Origin of the sequence: Cellulomonas algicola, assembly GCF_019024305.1 — a bacterium.
Classification (GTDB): domain Bacteria; phylum Actinomycetota; class Actinomycetes; order Actinomycetales; family Cellulomonadaceae; genus Cellulomonas; species Cellulomonas algicola.
On sequence record NZ_JAHKSJ010000015.1, the window covers coordinates 1 to 15,991 of the forward strand.

At 74.3% G+C, this 15,991-nt stretch carries 13 protein-coding genes; 5 read left to right on the forward strand and 8 right to left on the reverse strand.

The window, feature by feature from the left end:
- Window positions 1–259: 259 nt before the first annotated feature.
- Both KOV94_RS12100 and KOV94_RS12105 read right to left on the reverse strand, forming a co-directional pair.
- Window positions 260–2,617, reverse strand: coding sequence for an LPXTG cell wall anchor domain-containing protein (locus tag KOV94_RS12100; RefSeq protein WP_218052171.1), 2,358 nt, complete (start codon window positions 2,615–2,617; stop codon window positions 260–262).
- Between the two features lie 102 nt (window positions 2,618–2,719).
- On the reverse strand, window positions 2,720–3,250 hold the full coding sequence (locus tag KOV94_RS12105) for a hypothetical protein (RefSeq protein WP_218052172.1): 531 nt from the start codon (window positions 3,248–3,250) through the stop codon (window positions 2,720–2,722).
- 176 nt (window positions 3,251–3,426) lie between these two features.
- Here KOV94_RS12105 and KOV94_RS12110 point away from each other — a divergent pair, with 176 nt between their 5' ends.
- The 3 genes from KOV94_RS12110 to KOV94_RS12120 are packed head-to-tail and all read left to right on the forward strand — an operon-like array spanning window position 3,427 to window position 5,509.
- Window positions 3,427–3,723 carry a hypothetical protein gene (locus KOV94_RS12110; RefSeq protein WP_218052173.1) on the forward strand — a complete coding sequence of 99 codons (297 nt, stop codon included), beginning with the start codon at window positions 3,427–3,429 and terminating at the stop codon, window positions 3,721–3,723.
- Window positions 3,720–5,135, forward strand: coding sequence for a hypothetical protein (locus KOV94_RS12115; protein WP_218052174.1), 1,416 nt, complete (start codon window positions 3,720–3,722; stop codon window positions 5,133–5,135). Before KOV94_RS12110 ends, KOV94_RS12115 begins: the two co-directional genes overlap by 4 nt.
- Before the next feature lie 11 nt (window positions 5,136–5,146).
- The gene (locus KOV94_RS12120) at window positions 5,147–5,509 is read left to right on the forward strand and encodes a hypothetical protein (protein WP_218052175.1); all 363 of its coding nucleotides are present in this window, start codon (window positions 5,147–5,149) and stop codon (window positions 5,507–5,509) included.
- A 74-nt stretch (window positions 5,510–5,583) separates the two neighbouring features.
- On the opposite strand, the gene KOV94_RS12125 is transcribed toward KOV94_RS12120, so the two are convergent.
- The 3 genes from KOV94_RS12125 to KOV94_RS12135 form a co-directional block, all read right to left on the reverse strand.
- Window positions 5,584–6,081, reverse strand: a complete 498-nt coding sequence (locus tag KOV94_RS12125) for an SRPBCC family protein (RefSeq protein WP_218052176.1) — start codon at window positions 6,079–6,081, stop codon at window positions 5,584–5,586.
- Window positions 6,082–6,213: 132 nt separating this feature from the next.
- Window positions 6,214–6,567: a hypothetical protein gene (locus tag KOV94_RS12130; RefSeq protein ID WP_124342465.1), complete on the reverse strand. Its 354-nt coding sequence runs from the start codon at window positions 6,565–6,567 to the stop codon at window positions 6,214–6,216.
- 194 nt (window positions 6,568–6,761) lie between these two features.
- Window positions 6,762–9,503, reverse strand: a complete 2,742-nt coding sequence (locus KOV94_RS12135; protein WP_218052177.1) for a glycoside hydrolase family 9 protein — start codon at window positions 9,501–9,503, stop codon at window positions 6,762–6,764.
- 655 nt (window positions 9,504–10,158) lie between these two features.
- On the opposite strand from KOV94_RS12135, the gene KOV94_RS12140 reads away from it, so the two are divergent.
- The gene (locus tag KOV94_RS12140; protein ID WP_218052178.1) at window positions 10,159–11,838 is read left to right on the forward strand and encodes a leucine-rich repeat domain-containing protein; all 1,680 of its coding nucleotides are present in this window, start codon (window positions 10,159–10,161) and stop codon (window positions 11,836–11,838) included.
- 85 nt (window positions 11,839–11,923) lie between these two features.
- Here KOV94_RS12140 and KOV94_RS12145 read toward each other — a convergent pair whose 3' ends face one another.
- Both KOV94_RS12145 and KOV94_RS12150 read right to left on the reverse strand, forming a co-directional pair.
- A complete protein-coding gene (locus KOV94_RS12145; protein ID WP_124342462.1) occupies window positions 11,924–12,445 on the reverse strand; it encodes a VanZ family protein in 522 nt (173 codons plus the stop codon).
- A gap of 53 nt (window positions 12,446–12,498) precedes the next feature.
- Entirely contained in the window at window positions 12,499–12,795 is a 297-nt protein-coding gene (locus KOV94_RS12150) for a helix-turn-helix domain-containing protein (protein WP_218052179.1), read from the reverse strand.
- Between the two features lie 68 nt (window positions 12,796–12,863).
- Here KOV94_RS12150 and map point away from each other — a divergent pair, with 68 nt between their 5' ends.
- Window positions 12,864–13,634 (forward strand): type I methionyl aminopeptidase, encoded by a 771-nt coding sequence (map, locus tag KOV94_RS12155; RefSeq protein WP_218052180.1) that lies wholly within the window; start codon window positions 12,864–12,866, stop codon window positions 13,632–13,634.
- 157 nt (window positions 13,635–13,791) lie between these two features.
- Here the strand turns inward: map and KOV94_RS21290 are convergent, their stop codons facing one another.
- The gene (locus KOV94_RS21290) at window positions 13,792–15,990 is read right to left on the reverse strand and encodes a hypothetical protein (protein WP_218052181.1); all 2,199 of its coding nucleotides are present in this window, start codon (window positions 15,988–15,990) and stop codon (window positions 13,792–13,794) included.
- Between the last annotated feature and the right edge of the window lies 1 nt (window position 15,991).

The window sequence follows — 15,991 nt, forward strand, 5'->3', positions numbered from 1 at the left end:
GTCCTGAGACATGCGTTGCCCATGTCCTGAAACAGGACACCCCCTCGCGCACACAGGGGTGGTTCCCGAGAGAACCGCCCGAGCAGTACGAGACTCCCGGTCAGGGTTCCTGGCCGGGAGTCTTCGTGTTCGTGGGGGCGTCGACGCGGGGCCGCGGGCCTGTTCGGGACAGCGGGGAGCCCCGCCGAGTTGCTCGACAGGGCTCCGGGCTGAGGTGTCGACGGTGACCGGGCGCGTCCTGGCCCGGCGTCGTCCCACCTCAGGGCGAGGTGCGTGCCCGGCGCCGCAGCAGGACGAGGGCCCCACCGACCAGGATCAGGCCGAGCGCGGTCGGGACGATCCAGGGGTCGGAGAAGCCCGTCGCGGGCAGCCTCCCGCCCCAGGCCGCGCCGGTGCGCTGGGCGACCGTGCGGCTGCCGGAGCCTCCCGACGGAGCGGCGGGGTCGGCGGGAGCCGGTGCGCCGGCCCCGGAACCCGGCGGGTTCGCGGGCACGGGCCCTGGCGGGTCGACCGGGCCGGGGTCCGGCGGGTCGGTCGGCTCGGGCGCGATCTGGACGATCGGACCACCGCCCAGCCACGCCATGCTCTCCGCGCCCTCGGCGAAGGTGCCGACGGCGTCGCCGGCCCGGGCGGCCTGGGCGGCCAGCGGCACGCTCACCGCGTCGTAGAGGGAGGACTGCACGGTCGCCGGCAGGGTCGGGTGCGCCTGCTGGAACTGCTCCGCGGGCATCGCCTCACGCGGCGTGTCCGGGAGCGTGACACCGCCGACGATGTCCATCCAGTACTCCATCTCCCCGAACGTCCACTCGTACCGGAACAGCGGCGTGCTCAGCTGCTCGAGGTACTCGTCGAAGACGTCCTGCGGGTCCCACGCCGTGCGCGCCGGCCACGCCGAGACGTCACCGGAGCCGATCACGTCGTGGAACGCGCCCGGACGCTCGGCGTCGCGCTCCGTCAACCACTGGGCGGCCACCCGGGACGTGTACACGCGACGCAGGTCCGCGTACTCCGGGGCGGTGTTCACCCGCTGCTCGAGCAGTGGCGCGAACGTGTCGGCGATCCGCTGCGTGTTGCGGTCCACGACGTCCTGCGGCGCGTCCTCGCAGAGGTCCTCGACCTGGCCCGGGGGGCGCCAGTCGATGTCCATCGGCTCGTACCGGGCCGCCAGGGGCGCGTCGAGGATGTACAGCTGGTCGCCGTCCTCGCGGACGGTCGCGGGCTTGGGCTCGACCCACATCCGGTACGACCCGTGGCAGATCAGGCCGTCGGAGGTGCGCTCCATGGAGTCCCAGAACGCCTTGCCGTGCTCCGTCGCCGGGTCCATGTAGGCGTTCTGCGTCTCCTTGAACCGCAGGTCCGCCTGCAGCAGCACGCGCCCGGCGTCGGTGGTCGCGAACTGCGGGTCGATGATCGACTCCGGCGTGTCCGGGTTGAGGCTGACCCAGAACTGGCTCTGGTCGAGGGACAGCCAGGTGAACAGGGCGTCCGAGGACAGGTCGAGCGCGGCCTCGCCCCCGTACCCGGGCTCGGCCTCGCCGTCGTCCGGCAGCTCGGCGGCGGAGAAGGCGTACCCGAAGTCCTTGGTCTGCGGGTTGTCCGACACGTAGTGCAGCTCGAGCGACGTCCAGTCGATGCCGCCCGGACGCCGCGGACCGAAGCCCTGGCGGCGCTGGTCGTTCGCGAAGTCGTCCGCGAGGCGCCGGGCCTCGCGCGCGTCGGCGGCCGTCCGGCCCGAGCGCTGGGCGAGGTCCTTGGCGGCGCCGCCGGTCGGCCTGTTCGGGTCGGGGTTCATCGAGCTGTTGCCCGGGTTCGCCGCCGGGTTCTGCAGGCGTGCGGTGGACTCCAGCACGACGTACCGCACGCCGTGCTGGTTCATCAGCCGGACCTGCCCGGGCAGCGGCTCCTGGCTGAAGACGTAGTACACCCTCCAGCCCGACCCGCGCATGAGCGCCTGGTCGGCCCGCAGCTGGTCGAGCTTGAGCGGCGATCCACCGGACTTGAGCTCGTAGGCGACCTGCCGGTTGCGGTTCACGGAGTCGTACCGGCGGTCGTACCCGAGGTTCTTCTCCTTCGCGAGCTGCGTGTCCTCGCACATCCAGTCCGGGCCGCCGAGCTTCAGGCGCCGACCGACGTTGCGGTGGAACCCGTCGCCCCGCGAGTCGTTCGCCATGTTCGGGATGTACGTGTTGCGCCAGCGCTCCCACTCCCACTCGCCGCCGCTGGTCGTGTACTCCTTCCAGCGCCGGAGCATGTGGTCCTCGGACCCGGCGGGGAAGCCCTTGTAGTCGCCCTGCAGCGCGTCGAGCTCCGCACCGGTCGGCGCCGCACGGGTCCGATACGCCTCGGCGGGGTTCTCGTACGTGTAGTCCGGGATCTTCTCCTTGTGCCCCGCCGGCACGTTCTTCCCGCCGGGCAGGTCGTCGTCGCCCGCGATGCCGTCGATGCCGTCGATCAGCTCGTCGCACTGGATGTCGAAGCGGGGTGCGGCCTCCACCTCGCCGAGCGGGACGAGCACGACCGTGACGGCGAGCGCGAGCCCGGCGGCAAGACCGAGCAGGCCTCGGAGCCGGTCACGGCGCCGGTCCGGGCGCGGGAGGTTGCTTCGTGGCACGTCCATCTGGGCCCCCTGAGACCAGCGACGACGCAAACCCCGCCAGGCTGTCGCAAACCACTCAGAACAGTCAAGGAGTTACGGGGACCGCTCCCGCTCGACCCGACGTCAGCGGGCGTCGACGGCGGCCGTGGTGCGCGCCGCCGCGTTGGAGGCCGGGGGCCGGTCGACGCGTAGGCCGGCCGCGAAGGCGACGACGGCGTCGTGCAGGACGTCCGCGTACTGCGGTGCGGACGTCGTGCCGGTGACCACGGCGAGCCAGATGCTGCCGGGCACGGGGGCGGCGACCTGCGCCGTCGGGCTGAGAGCGCCCGTCACGGTGCGCTCGACGCGGCGCGCGACCAGGCCGGGCCCGATGCCGGTGTCCACGCGCTCGTCGCTCTGCACGACGAGCCGCGCCAGGGTGAGGTCCGCCCGCAGCGGGGCGGTGCGGAGCCACGTCAGGGAGATCGTGCTGACCTCGGGCTCGGAGGTCACGTCCCCCGCCGAGCCCAGACGCAGCAGCGTCACCACCGCACCGCTGCTCGCGCTGGCCCGGGCCACCGACACCAGCACCGCGGCCGCGCCGCGACGACGACGTTCGTCGAGCGCCGCCCACAGCGGGGTCCGTGCGACGAGGCCGACGAGGTCGTCGCGCATCGACGGCGCGTCTCCTCGCAGGGCGTGCCAGCCCTCGGGCGCGGTCACACCGAAGCCGAAGGGGGGCCGTGAGGGGACGCCCGGCAGACCGGGTCCCGGGGAGGTGCGCTCGACGCTAGGGTGCACACCCGGACGATCCCATACGAATCGACCCGCGACGCGCAGGGGGTGACGACGTGACCGACGATCTGACCCGGGCCCAGGGCCGCGTCGACGACCTGCGCCTGCTGCTGCGACAGGTGCGCGACGCGCGCGAGGGCGTCCCGTCCCTGCACCGCGCCGCCGAGGCCGTCGGGTCCGCCGGCACCTGGACGGGGACGGCGGCCGACCGGCTGCACCGCGATGAGCTCGCGCCGGCCGCCGCCGCGCTCCCGCGGACGCTGGTCCGGATCGAGGAGGCCGTGGCGGACGAGCTCGCGCACGCCGAGCGCGCCCTGGGGCGGGCACGCGAGGACGCGGAGGGCGTCGCGTGACGCGTCTCGTCGAGGTCTGCCCGGAGGCGCTGTCCGGGGTCCGCTCGGACGTGGCGGCGACCCGCGACGCGGTGCGCGACACGGTCGGGCCGTTGCGGCACCGGATGGTCGCGCTGGGTGTGCCGACCGGGGCGATGGACGAGGCGCAGACCATGGCGGACCGTCTCGGGACGCACGTGCTGGGCACGCTCGACCCGTACGTCGCGCGCGCACGGGACCTGGCGGCGATGCGCTACGACGGCGACTTCGGCGCGACCCTGCCGGTGGTCGACGACCCGGACCCGTTCGTCCCCGCCAGCCCGTTCACCCAGACCGCGCTCGCCGGCGGGGGATCGGCCCTGACGTGGAGCGCGGCACCCGTCGAGGAGCAGGAGGCCGACGAGCGCGACACCGAGAGGTCCCGCGGGATCGGCGACTGGTTCGGCGACCGCTGGGACGACCTGTCCGGGGCGGTGTCGGACGGTGTCGACCGGTTCGCCGACGTCGCCACCGACGCCTGGGACGGCGTGCTGGACGCTGGTGGGCAGGTCGCCGACTGGTGGGACCGGACCAGCGGCGATCTCGGCGGCTGGATCGACGAGAACCTGGACGGGCTGCGCGACTTCATCGGCGAGCACGTCGCGGTGTTCCGCGTCCTCGCGACGGTGTGCCGGGTGGTCGGGTGGGTCGTGGTGGCCGTCGGGGCCGTGCTCACGATCGCGCTCGCGATCATCGGCGGCATGGGCGGGGCCGCGATCGGCGGCGTGCTCGGCTTCGGGGTCGGTGCCGTCCCGGCCGGAGGCGCGGGTGTCGTCGCGGGACTGTCCTTCGGGCTCAAGGTCGTCGGCGTCGGCTTCACCCTCGTGTCCGTCGGTGACTTCCTCGACGTGGCGGCCGACTGGGGCGAGGGCACGATCGACGGGCAGCAGCTCGTCCAGCAGGGCAGCCTCGAGCTCGCCCTCGCCGTGACGTCGCTGCTGGGTGCCGGCGCCGTCGGGAAGATCCTGCAGAAGACCCTGCGGCACCTCCCGGCGTCGTGGCGTTCGGCGCTCGACGACCTCTTCTCCCGCCCGGCGCCGACGCGGCCCCGCGCCCCGTTCACGTCGTCCGACCCGTTCGTCGCCGACGCCGCCAACGCGATCGAGGCCGCGTTCCCGGGACAGGTCCGGGACATCAACAACCTCGTGCCGATGAGCAACGGGCTCTCGCGCGAGGTGGACGTCGACCTGGGCGATATCGTCGTCCAGGTCAAGGAGGGCAACGCGCGAGGGCTGACCGGCCAGATCCTCAAGACCGAGCAGACGACAGGCCGCCGGACGATCGGGTTCGCCCCGGACATGCCCGACGGGGCGTGGCAGGCCGCCGCGAGGCAGGGCATCCCGATCGCGCGGTCGCTCGACGAGCTCGTCGCCATGGTGGGAGAGATGCGGTGAAGGGTGCGCTCGTGCTGAGCGAGGACGCGGACCTGTTCGAGGTGGCCCGCGACGTGATCGTCGGCCGGGGCGGGACCGCGGTCGAGGACACGGCCCAGCTCCGGGGGCCTGACGGCTTCCTGCTGACGCTCTTCCGCGACGAGTACCCGGGCGACGACTTCCGCGAGCAGCCCTTCACCCCGGCCGGCGGCGTCGAGGACGTCCCGCAGATGACGCAGGCGCACGGTCTGCCCGTCGAGTGCCGGTCCGAGGTGCTGTTCGTCGACGTCGTCCGTGCGATCTCGGCCGCCGCCGCGGGGCCCGTGTGGGTCCTGGACAACGAGTCGGTCCTCTGGGCCGCGGAGCAGCTGGACCCGACGACGATCTCGCTCTGAGCCCGACAGGCAGAACGGCGCCCGAGCCGCAGGGACGAACGTCCGTCGGAGGTCAGCGGCCCGTCTGTCGCGTGTCAGTGGATCGAGGCCATCACGCGCGTGAGGGCGGCGACCTTGTCGAGGCACGCCTCGAGGCCGGCGGCCGACAGGTCGCGTGACGCCTCGGTCGCGTAGCCGCGCTCGGTCACGGTGATCCGCGTCCCGTCGTCGGCGGTCTCGAACGTCACGACGTGCGGGACGGGATCGGGGACGCCGTCGAGGCCGGAGGCGGCCGGGCCGACGTGGTGCCCGTCGGCGTCGACGAACCGCAGGTCGTAGCGCAGCTCGTGCGGCTCGTCGACCAGCGTGCACGTCCACGCGGTGTACGTCGTCGCGCCGCCCATCTCCGCGGGTGCGCGCATCCCGAGCAGCGACGTGCCGCCCTCGCGGACGTCGAGCACGGCGACGGGACAGGTGAACGGGCCCGGGCACCACCACTGGCGGACCAGGCCGGGCTCGGTCCACACGCCACGCGTCGCGCGGGTCCACCGGGACCGTCCGCGCGGCGACGACGTCGTGGAGGTCGTCGTCACGGACGTGCCGTCCACCGGGACCGTGCCTGCGACCGAGGACGGGACCGACCCCGGCACCCGGATCTGACCTCAGCTCAGGGATGAGCACGACGGCCGCCCGTCGGACGCACCACGGCCCGCGACCGCTGCCCGTCAGCGTCGGAGCAGGGTGTCCTTGATCTGGACGCCGGTGGACGTGATGGACGCCGTGAATGCGCCGCCCAGCTGCTCGCTCGAGCAGGCGATCGCCACGAGAAAGCCGTCGTGGTGCGACGACACCGACACGGTGTCGACCGACTCCCGGGTGATCTCGACGATCACGGTGCCCGCGGCGTCTCTCCAGACGACGTGCACCGATCCGGCGATCTCGTCCCACGTCAGCTCGACGGACGCGACGCCCGCGGCGTCGAAGGTCACCGTGCGCACCCACGGCTCGTCACCGACCTGAGCGTCCAGCCCGAGCTCGGCGAGCTCGAGCGCGGTCGGTGCGGTCAGGGGCGACGCCATCATCTTCCTCCCATGGGGATGATCGGGGTCAGACGACAGCCGTCGTCGGTGACCTACCGGGCCGTCTCCAGCGTGAGCGACCCTCCCGGTCCGACCAGGGGGCTGGACGTGCGGACGGCCGCCGGTCACGTGGACCGGCGGCCGCCGTCGCACCGCGGGAGGTCGCGCCGTTCACGGCGCGCGACCCGTGCGCGTCAGGCGCAGGGCGTCCCGTTGACGGTGAACGCCGTCGGGGCGGTGTTCGTCCCGCTGTACGAGCCGTTGAAGCCGATGCTCGTCGAGCCGCCGGCGGGCACGGTGCCGTTCCACGGCGCGTTCGTCACGGTCACCGCGGCGCCCGTCTGGCTGTAGGTGGCGCTCCACCCCTGCGTGACCTTCTGGTCGCCCGGGAAGGTGAACCCGAGCCGCCAGGACGTCCACGCCGACGACGAGGTGTTCGTGACGGTGATCGACGCGGTGAAGCCGGTGCCCCACGAGTTCGCCGTGTAGGAGACGCGGCACGCGCCCGGCGGCGGGGTGGTGACCTCGGGGAGCGTCCGGAAGGTGACGCTGGGGGACAGCGCGGAGAGCTGCCCGGCGGTGTCCTTGGCCCGGACCGTCAGCACGTGGTCCGTCCCCGGCGTGAGACCGGTGAGCGTGACCGACGGGGTGCTCGACGTCGCCACGACGGTGCCGTCCTGCGCCCGCAGGACGTCGTAGCCCGTGACGCCCTTGTCGTCGGTCGACGCCGACCACGTGAGCGTGGCGCCCGTCTGCGTGATCGCCGACGCGACCGGGAGGCCCGGCGTGCTGGGCGGCAGGTCGGTCGTGGAGCCGGTGGTCCGCACGGTGACCGGCGACGAGTCGGAGGACAGCCGGGCGTTGTTGCGGGCGCGGACGACGAACGTGTACGAGGTGCTCGGCGTCAGGCCCGTCACCGTCGCCGAGGTCGTCGTCGTCGTCGCCACGATCTGCAGCGCGTCGCCAGCGACGCGGATCACGTCGTACCCGGCGATCCCGCTCTCGGGGTCGCCCGACGCGGTCCAGGTGAGCGTCACCGACGTGTCCGTCACGGCGCTCGCGTCCGGCGTGCCCGGGACGGTCGGCGGCGTGGTGTCGACGGCCGGCGCGGTGCCCGCCTTCTCGGCCGCCCAGCTCGCGAGCCAGGCCAGCGCCGAGTTCCAGTTGATCGCGACCTCGTTCACCGAGTACGCCTCGATGTGGTCGACGAAGCACTTCTGGGCCGCGCAGCCGCCGAGCTGGGCCGCGGCGATCGGGTCCTGCAGCTCGCTGTTCGGGCCGCCCGAGAACGACCCCGGCGGCGCGATCGGCAGCGACGCGTCGGCCTGGTGCGCCCAGAACCGGTGGTGCACGTTCTGCACGGCGCGCTCGCCGTAGCCTGCGATGTACGACTGGTTCAGGGGGTTGCGACCCTGGAAGTAGTCGAGGGCCGCGTAGACGCCCGTCCGGTACTTCGCCTGGCCGGTGAAGTCGTAGGCCAGCGCGAGCGCGTTCGCGTTGTTGGCGACCTGGCCGTTCGAGCCCCAGTAGTAGACGGACCCGGCGTTGTTCGGCGCGGGGTACGCCTGGGCGTTCGCACGGGCGAGCGCGGCGTCGGCGAACGACACGATCGCGGCGCGGGTCGCGGCGACGTCGGCGGCGGGAAGACCCGTCGGGACCAGCGCGAGCGTGGTGTCGCCGAGCCCGCCGGTCCAGCCCCAGTCGTACCCGCGCTGCGCAAAGCTGCCGCCCTTGTACAGCGACGAGCCGGCGACGTCGGCGCGGTAGGTGTCGGAGCCGGTCGTCGCGTAGAGCTCGGCGGCGGCCCAGTAGAACTCGTCGGTCACCGAGCTGTCGCTGTACGCGCCCCCGCCCGTCCCGTCGGTGCTCGAGGCGAGCCGGTTCGGGTTGGCCTTGGCCGCCGCGTACGCGGTCTGCGCCGCCGCGAGGGCCTTCGCGGAGAACGTCGGGTCGATCGTCTTCCACAGCCGTGACGCCTGCGCGGCCACCGCGGCCATGTTGAGCGTCGCCGCGGTGCTCACCGGGGACAGGAGCCGGCGCTGGCTGTCCCGCGCGGGGATCGTCGGCAGCGCGGTCCAGTTCTCGTCGTGGATCTTGTGGTGCACCATCCCGGCGTCCGTGCGGCCCGCCGGCACCTGCATGCGGAGCAGGAACTCGACCTCCCAGCGCGCCTCGTCCAGCACGTCCGGGGCGCCGTTGGCGCGCTCGGGGATCGCCATCGTGCCGTCGGCGAGCGCCGTGGCGTCGGCGCCCGCGACGTGGAGCGTCCGCTCGTACGCGTTCTGCAGCTGCCACGTGGCGATGCCGCCGTTCACGACGTACTTCCCCTGGTCACCGGCGTCGTACCAGCCGCCGCGCACGTCGAGGCTGTACCCGCACGACTGCCGGCACGGCACGCTCGTGTCGCCCTGGTTCGGCGCGACCCCCAGGTGCCCGGCGGCCCGCGCGTACGTGCTGCCGACGTACTGCGACTCGATCGCGATGCCGCTGCGCTGGTGGTAGAAGAACGCCAGCGCGTCGTAGCGGAGCTTCTTGACGGGGTCCGCGGAGATGTCGAACGGCAGGCTGCTCGCGCCACCGGCGGACAGGACGTAGCCGGAGCCCGGGGTGTCGAACGTCGAGAAGTCGATCAGGTGCGTCGAGTCACCCGAGAGCGCGTCGGCGCCCCGCACGGTCGACTGCCCCGAGGCGACGGTGGTGCCGGCCGCGTTCCGCAGCGTCCACGCGACCGGCGACGTCGACGTGCTGACGAGCGTCGCGACCTTGGCGACGCCCGGGACGTAGGCGACCTGGTTGACCTTGACCTGCGAACCCGGGTCGGGGGCGGCGAACGCCGCCTGCGGGGCGACGACGCCGCACACGGCCAGCGCGGCGGCGACCGCGACGGCGGCGACGCAGGCCCGGCGCGGCCCTCGGGGGTGGGTGTTCCGTGACATGACGGTCCTTCGTTGGACGGACGACGGGTGGGCGGTCGCCCGCGAGGAACCGGCCGGCCAGGCGGTCGTCGCAGGCACGCTCCGCCCACGCTAGGGCGCGCCCGCAGCCCGTCAGCGGCCGTCCGACGGCGGAATCGATTAGGCCGTCACGGGCCCCGGTTCCCGTGCCGGGGCACGTCACGGATCTCGTGGTGCCCACCACGACGTGCGCCGGCGCCGTGGGGCGAAGGCGCGTGCGTACGGAGGCGACCAGCGCCTCGGCAGGCACACCGGGAGACGGAGCATGCCCAGCATCACCAACCCCGACCTGACCTTGAGCGAGTCCGAGGGCAAGGTCACGCTGCGCGTCGAGCACGACGCGACCTGACGACCGGCGCGGCGGCACTCGCCGGTCGACGAGAGGGTCGGCGGGGGCGGTCGACGTCCCGTGCGCGCGCGGTGTGCGCGTCGAGGGCGGCCGCGCAGCGCTCGGTCGCCGCGACGAACCGGCCCTGGCCGACGGCTCGGTGTGCACGCCACCGTCGCGCGACGCTGACGATCCGCGCAGAGCCTTCACGACACCTCGACGCCGACCCGGTCCGGGCCTCGGTGACCGCTGGGTACGGTCGGCCCGGCGCCGGACCCGGTGGCCGCCGAGCGACGGACAGGAGACGGGATGCCCGACGGGGCACGCTTCGAGACCGTGCGGCGTGCCGGTGCGGGCGCCGTCGCCGTCGTGGGGGTCTGGACCGCCGCGGCGCTGGTCGGCGGCGGGACGTGGGCGACGGTCGGCGACGGGTTCCGCGCGCTGCTCGGGGAGGGCGCACCGTCGGACGCCGTCGAGGCGCTGTGGGCGCTGCGCGGGGACGCGCTGCCGCTGCTGGTCCTGGTGCTCGGGCTGGTCCCCGCGGCCGCGCTCCTGCTGGGTGGGGTGGCGCGGCGGTCGCCCGCTGGGCCGGGCACCGCGAGCGTCGCGTCGCCGGTGGACGGGTCGACGTCGGTCCCGCCCGGAGCGCGCCGTCTGACGTGGCGCGGGGCCGGTGTCGTCGCGGGTGTCGTGGCGGCCGGCCTGGTGGCGGTCGTCGCCGGGGCGCTCGTCGTGTCGGCGGACCCTGCGTCTGCGCCCCTCACGTCCCGGCCGTGGATCTGGCTGCTCGTGTCGTCGCCTCGCACGCTCGCGGGCGTGTGGCTCACGTGCGTGGGGGCCGGGCTGGGCGCGGCCGGGGTGGGCGTCCTGCTGCGGCGCCGGGGTCCCGTCGTCGGGGGTGCGCTGGCCGTGGCCGTCGGTGCGGCGGCGATCGCCCTCTCCGTCGCCGCGTGGACCGCGCGCACGGTCGCGTCGGTCGCGCGGAACCGCGGCGGACCGTCGTCGCTCACGACGGTGCTGCAGGACGGGGTGGTCGCAGCGGGCCTGGTCGCGGCCACGGCAGCGGTCGTCGCCGGGTGGTGCGCCGTGGTCGCGTGGCGCCGGCTCGGGGGCGGGGAGTCGTCCGCCCGGACGGTCGGACCGGAGGAGCGCAGGGCGACCCTGCGGCGGCGACGGCTGGTCGCTCTCGGCGTGGCGGCTGTCGTGGTGGTCGCCGTCGGGACCGCGTCCGGCGTGCGGGTGGCGGAGCGGCGCGTCGTCGACGAGGTCGTGGCTGATCCCGTCCTCGCGGCGTGCCTCGAACGGGCCCTCGGCGCGGGCCGGGGCGACGGGCTCGCGCCGCACCGGTTCGACGAGGTGTTCACGGTCGACTGCCCGCGCGGCAGCAGCGGTGCGCAGGTCCGGTCGCTCGACGGCCTCGAGCGGATCACCTCGGTGCAGCAGATCGACCTGACCGGCCAGGACGTCGCCGACCTGCGGCCGCTCGTGGCGCTGACCCGGCTCACGTCGTTGCGCCTGACGAACAACCCCCGCGTCGCGGACCTGTCACCGCTGGCGGGGCTGCCGCTCGACGACCTGGGCCTGTCGGGAACCGGTGTGCACGACCTGGGTCCGCTCGCGGGGACGACCTCGCTGCGGTTCGTCGGCCTGGGCGGCACGGGGGTGTCGGACCTGTCGCCGCTCGTCGGGTCCACCGGGCTGATCGAGCTCGACGTGTCGCACGCCGCCGTCGTCGACCTCTCGCCGCTCGCGGGCGCTGCGAGCCTCACGAAGATCGACGTCCGCGACAACGACGTCGTGGACGTCGCGCCGCTCGCGCGGATGCCCGCGCTCGACGAGCTGTGGATCGGCGGCAACCCGGTGGCCGACCTGCGGCCGCTCGTGGACGCGCCGGCCCTGCTGGGCGTCGACGTCGAAGGGCTGCCGGGGACGACGCCGGGGATCGCCGAGCTGCGGGCGCGGGGCGTCTACGTCGGCGGGCTGGCCTGACCCGACGTCACCCGCGCGGTGGGGGGTGACGCCGGGCGCGCGGCGACGGGCTCGGACCGTCGGGTCCGGCGACGGACGGTCCTGCTCAGCGCAGGGCGTCGGCCGTCGGCTCCGCCTTCTCGGCCCGTCGCCCCGTGCGTCGTGCGAGAGCCAGCGCGACCGTTGCGAGGCCCGCACCCAGAGCGGCGCCGAGCGCGTTCGAGAGCCAGTCGTTCGTGTCGCACGAGCGGCCCAGGACCGGCAGCAGCGCCTGCACGGCCTCGATGCCCGCCGACGCGAGGACGCCGCCCAGCAGCGCGAGCAGCGGGCGACGGGTCGCGACGGCCGCGAGCAGCACGGGCGGGACGAGCAGCAGGACGTTGGCGAGGAGCTCGACCCGGCCGAACGTCGGGAGCACCCAGCCGACCGCGCAGCGCTCGAACACCTCGCGCTGCGTCGGGACGAGCGTGAGGAGCACGACGGGCACGAGCGAGAGCGCGCAGAGGATCCACGACAGCCGGGGCGGGCGGCCGAGGAGCCACCAGCCGAGCAGCGGGCCGACGACGACGAGGACGGCGAGCACCGTCGGGCCGAACCACGGGTGGGCGACGAGCAGGGTGGAGATCACGGGGGCAAGGGCTCCGGGGGGCGGACGACAGGGCTGGGGCGGGTAGGTACGGGCTACGACGCGAGGCGCGCGCCGCCGCCGGGCGACGTGCGGTCGAGCGCATCGCCGGGGTCCTTGACCGCGTCCCACACGGCGTCGAGCGAGAGGCCGAGGACCTCGGCGATCGCGGCGATCGTGGGGAAGGCGGGGGTGGCCACGCGGCCGGACTCGATCTTGCGCAGCGTCTCCGGGGAGACGCCGGCGTCGAGCGCGACGGTGAGGATCGACCTGTCGGCCCGCGCGCGGCGCAGCAGCGCGCCGAGGCGCTGTCCTCGGGCGACCTCGTCGGGCGTCAGCGGCAACCGGACCATGCGACCGATTGTAATACCGGGATAGTATGGCCGGGATAGTTATCCGAACCGCGGAAGGGCCTGGCCCGATGATCGAGATCCTGACGCCCACCGAGGTGCTGCGTGCCCGTGACACCGGCGCACTCGTCGCCGAGATCCTCCACACCCTCCGCGGCCGCGCGACCGTCGGCACCAACCTGCTCGACATCGACCGCTGGGCCCAGCGCATGATCGCCGACGCGGGCGCCGAGTCCTGCTACGTCGACTACGCGCCGTCGTTCGGGCGCGGGCCGTTCGGCCACTACGTCTGCACGTCCGTCAACGACGCGGTGCTGCACGGCCTCCCGCACGACTACGCGCTCGCGGACGGCGACCTGCTCACGCTCGACCTCGCGGTGTCGCTCGGGGGAGTGGTCGCCGACTCGGCGATCAGCTTCGTCGTCGGCGACGGCGCGCGGGCCGAGGACGTCGCGCTCATCGAGGCGACCGAGCGCGCGCTCGCCGCCGCGATCGCGACCGTCGGGCCCGGCGTCCGGCTCGGCGACGTGTCGCACGCGATCGGCACCGTCCTCACCGACGCGGGTTACCCCGTCAACACCGAGTTCGGCGGGCACGGCGTCGGGACGACCATGCACCAGGACCCGCACGTCCCGAACACCGGCCGGCCCGGGCGCGGGTACACGCTGCGCCCCGGCCTGCTCCTCGCGCTCGAGCCGTGGGTCATGGCCGACACCGACGAGCTCGTCACCGACCCCGACGGCTGGACGCTGCGCAGCGCGACGGGGTGCCGCACCGCGCACTCCGAGCACACCGTCGCGATCACCGACGACGGCGCGGAGATCCTCACGCTGCCCCGCTAGCCCGACCGCGTCGCTCGTGGCCGCCGGGACCCTCACGGCCCGGTCTCGTTCGACCCTGCGCGCCGACGTGCCGATCGCGACGCAGCGACGGACCCGGAGACGCCGAGAGGCGTACGACCCCGAGCGGGGCCGCACGCCTCTCGTGCCCTGAGCAGGGTCAGGACATCCGACGCCGCGCCAGCGTCGCCACGCCGATCCCCCCGGCGAACAGCGCGATCGCCGCGACCAGCCGGCCGATGTTCGTCGCCCCGGCACCGTCGACACCGGCGATCTCGATCGAGTACGCGGTTGCGCCGACCGCCCCGTCCGGTGCGCCGTACGCCATGCCCTCGGACTGCGCACGCTCGGCGCCGGCCGCGAGCACCGCGTACTTCACGCCGAAGTCCTCCGCCGTCGCCTGGCCGCTCGCGACGACCTGCGACGTGCCCTCGTCGGACAGCTGCTGCGTCCCGTCGACGAGCTTCGGCGCGCCCTCGGAGGCGGAGCCGAGTCCGTCTGACAACGCGCGTGACCCCTCGGCGGCGCGCGCGATACCAGCGGAGAGCTCGTCGGCACCGTCGTCGAGGCGGCTCGCCCCCGCGCCGAGCTGCGCGAGGCCCGAGGCGAGAGTCCCCCCGCCGGCGCTGAGCTGGTCCATGCCTGCCTGGAGCGAGTGGACGCCGCCCCGCAGGGTGTTGTCGGCTCGGGTGTCGTCGGCGTCGCCGACGCCTGCCCGGACCTTCGTGATGACGCCCGAGATCAGCTGGCTGACGCCGGCGTCGACCGCGGCAAGACCGTGGACGACGTCCGGCCGGCTCGTGTCGCAGGTGCCGGGGATCGACGTGCTGTCGAGGCCGCACTCGATCATGGCGAGCGTGCCCGCGGCTGTCGCGAGCCCACTGGCGAGCGCCGAGGCCCCACCGGCGATGGTCGCGGGGTTCGTCGTGTCGGTGAGGACGGGGACGCCCGCGGAGAGCTGGGCGACGACGTAGTCGTACTGCGGGAGCAACGCTGGGTTCATGCCGGCACGCAGTCCTCCGAGCCCTGTCACCGCGTCCTGCAGCTGCCCGCCGAGGGCGACGGCACCCGAGGAGAGCTTCGTCGCGCTCGTGGCGGCGCCCGCGACTCCCGTACGGACCTGGTGGACCGCGCCGGTGAGTGTCGCCGCCGCCGTCCGGAGCTTGGTGATCCCTGCCTGGAGCTCCTTCACCTTCGGATCCTGGTCCAGCGCGCCGATCTCGCCGTACATCTTGACGAGTCCGGCGTCGACGAGCGCGAGCCCTGAGTCGACCTGCGCGAGGCCGTCGAGGAGCTGTGGAGCCTTGGCGCGAGCCTGCGCGAGCCCTTGGTCGAGCTGCTCGGCACCCGCAGCGAGCCGCGCGGCGCCCGGGGCGGCGGAGTCGTTGAGGCCCGCGGAGAGCTCCGCCGCGCCGTCGCGGAGCTGGAGGAGGCCTGCGAGGAGCTGCGCGGCGCCGTCGTGCAGCTGGAGGACGGAGTCGTCGATCTGCGTCGCGCCCGCGGTGAGGTCGACGCCCTTCTGCGCGCCGGAGCGATAGCTCTCCGCGCCGCCCTTGAACGACGGGTAGTCGAGCGGGGAGACGGGCATCGACGTGAGGGTCGCGGGCGGGACGACGGCGCCGCGGACCTGCGCGGTGTACCCGAACTCGGCGGTCGCCGAGCCGATGGGCGGGAAGAGCGTCATCTGGAACTGCAGGCGCGTGCCGCCGCGGCCGTCGCCGGCCAGGCCCGCCTCGTCGGACCGCACGTCGGTGAAGGTCGACGGGAGGACGGTGACGAGCTGGCCGATCATCGGCACGACGGTCTCGGCGGAGGCGGTGGCCTCGCTGCCGGTGCCGTCGTCGTAGGTGACGTCCTGCGTCTTCCCGGTCGTGTTGGTGACGGTGTAGTGGACGCCGAGCGTGCCGGAGCGGCCGACGACGGCGCCGGGCTGCACGGGCTCGCCGTCGAGCGTGTACTCGACCTCGACCGCGAGGGGCAGGTCGCGGTCGTAGGTGCTGACGGTGCGGGCGCGACGCTCGCCGTCGACGTCGACCGTCGCGACGAGCCGGCCGTCGACGACGCGGTACCCGCCGAAGCCGTCGAGGTTCCGCAGGCCCTTGGTCGACACGGGGTTCTCGACGGTCGCGCTGCCGTGGCCGGTGAACGCGAGCTGGTCGTAGACGCGGGCCTCCTGGACCGCGCCGGTCGCGGACAGACGGGCCTGCACGGTCTCGGTGTTGGTGACGGTCACGTCGCCGGAGCCCGAGCCGGAGCCGGAGCCCGAGCCCGCGGCGAGCGCGGGGGACCCGGCGGTGCCGACGAGGAGCGGGATGAGCACGACGGCGGCGGCCGCCGCGGTGGTGGTGGAGCGGCGCACG

What these genes read in the sequence shown, in the direction of transcription:
- KOV94_RS12130 (WP_124342465.1), bottom strand. Translation starts at nt 6,567, where the DNA reads ATGGCGTCGCCCCTGACCGCACCGACCGCGCTCGAGCTCGCCGAGCTC.
- KOV94_RS12105 (WP_218052172.1), bottom strand. Translation starts at nt 3,250, where the DNA reads ATGCGCGACGACCTCGTCGGCCTCGTCGCACGGACCCCGCTGTGGGCG.
- KOV94_RS12150 (WP_218052179.1), bottom strand. Translation starts at nt 12,795, where the DNA reads ATGGTCCGGTTGCCGCTGACGCCCGACGAGGTCGCCCGAGGACAGCGC.
- KOV94_RS12100 (WP_218052171.1), bottom strand. Translation starts at nt 2,617, where the DNA reads ATGGACGTGCCACGAAGCAACCTCCCGCGCCCGGACCGGCGCCGTGAC.
- KOV94_RS12135 (WP_218052177.1), bottom strand. Translation starts at nt 9,503, where the DNA reads ATGTCACGGAACACCCACCCCCGAGGGCCGCGCCGGGCCTGCGTCGCC.
- map (WP_218052180.1), top strand. Translation starts at nt 12,864, where the DNA reads ATGATCGAGATCCTGACGCCCACCGAGGTGCTGCGTGCCCGTGACACC.
- KOV94_RS12140 (WP_218052178.1), top strand. Translation starts at nt 10,159, where the DNA reads ATGCCCGACGGGGCACGCTTCGAGACCGTGCGGCGTGCCGGTGCGGGC.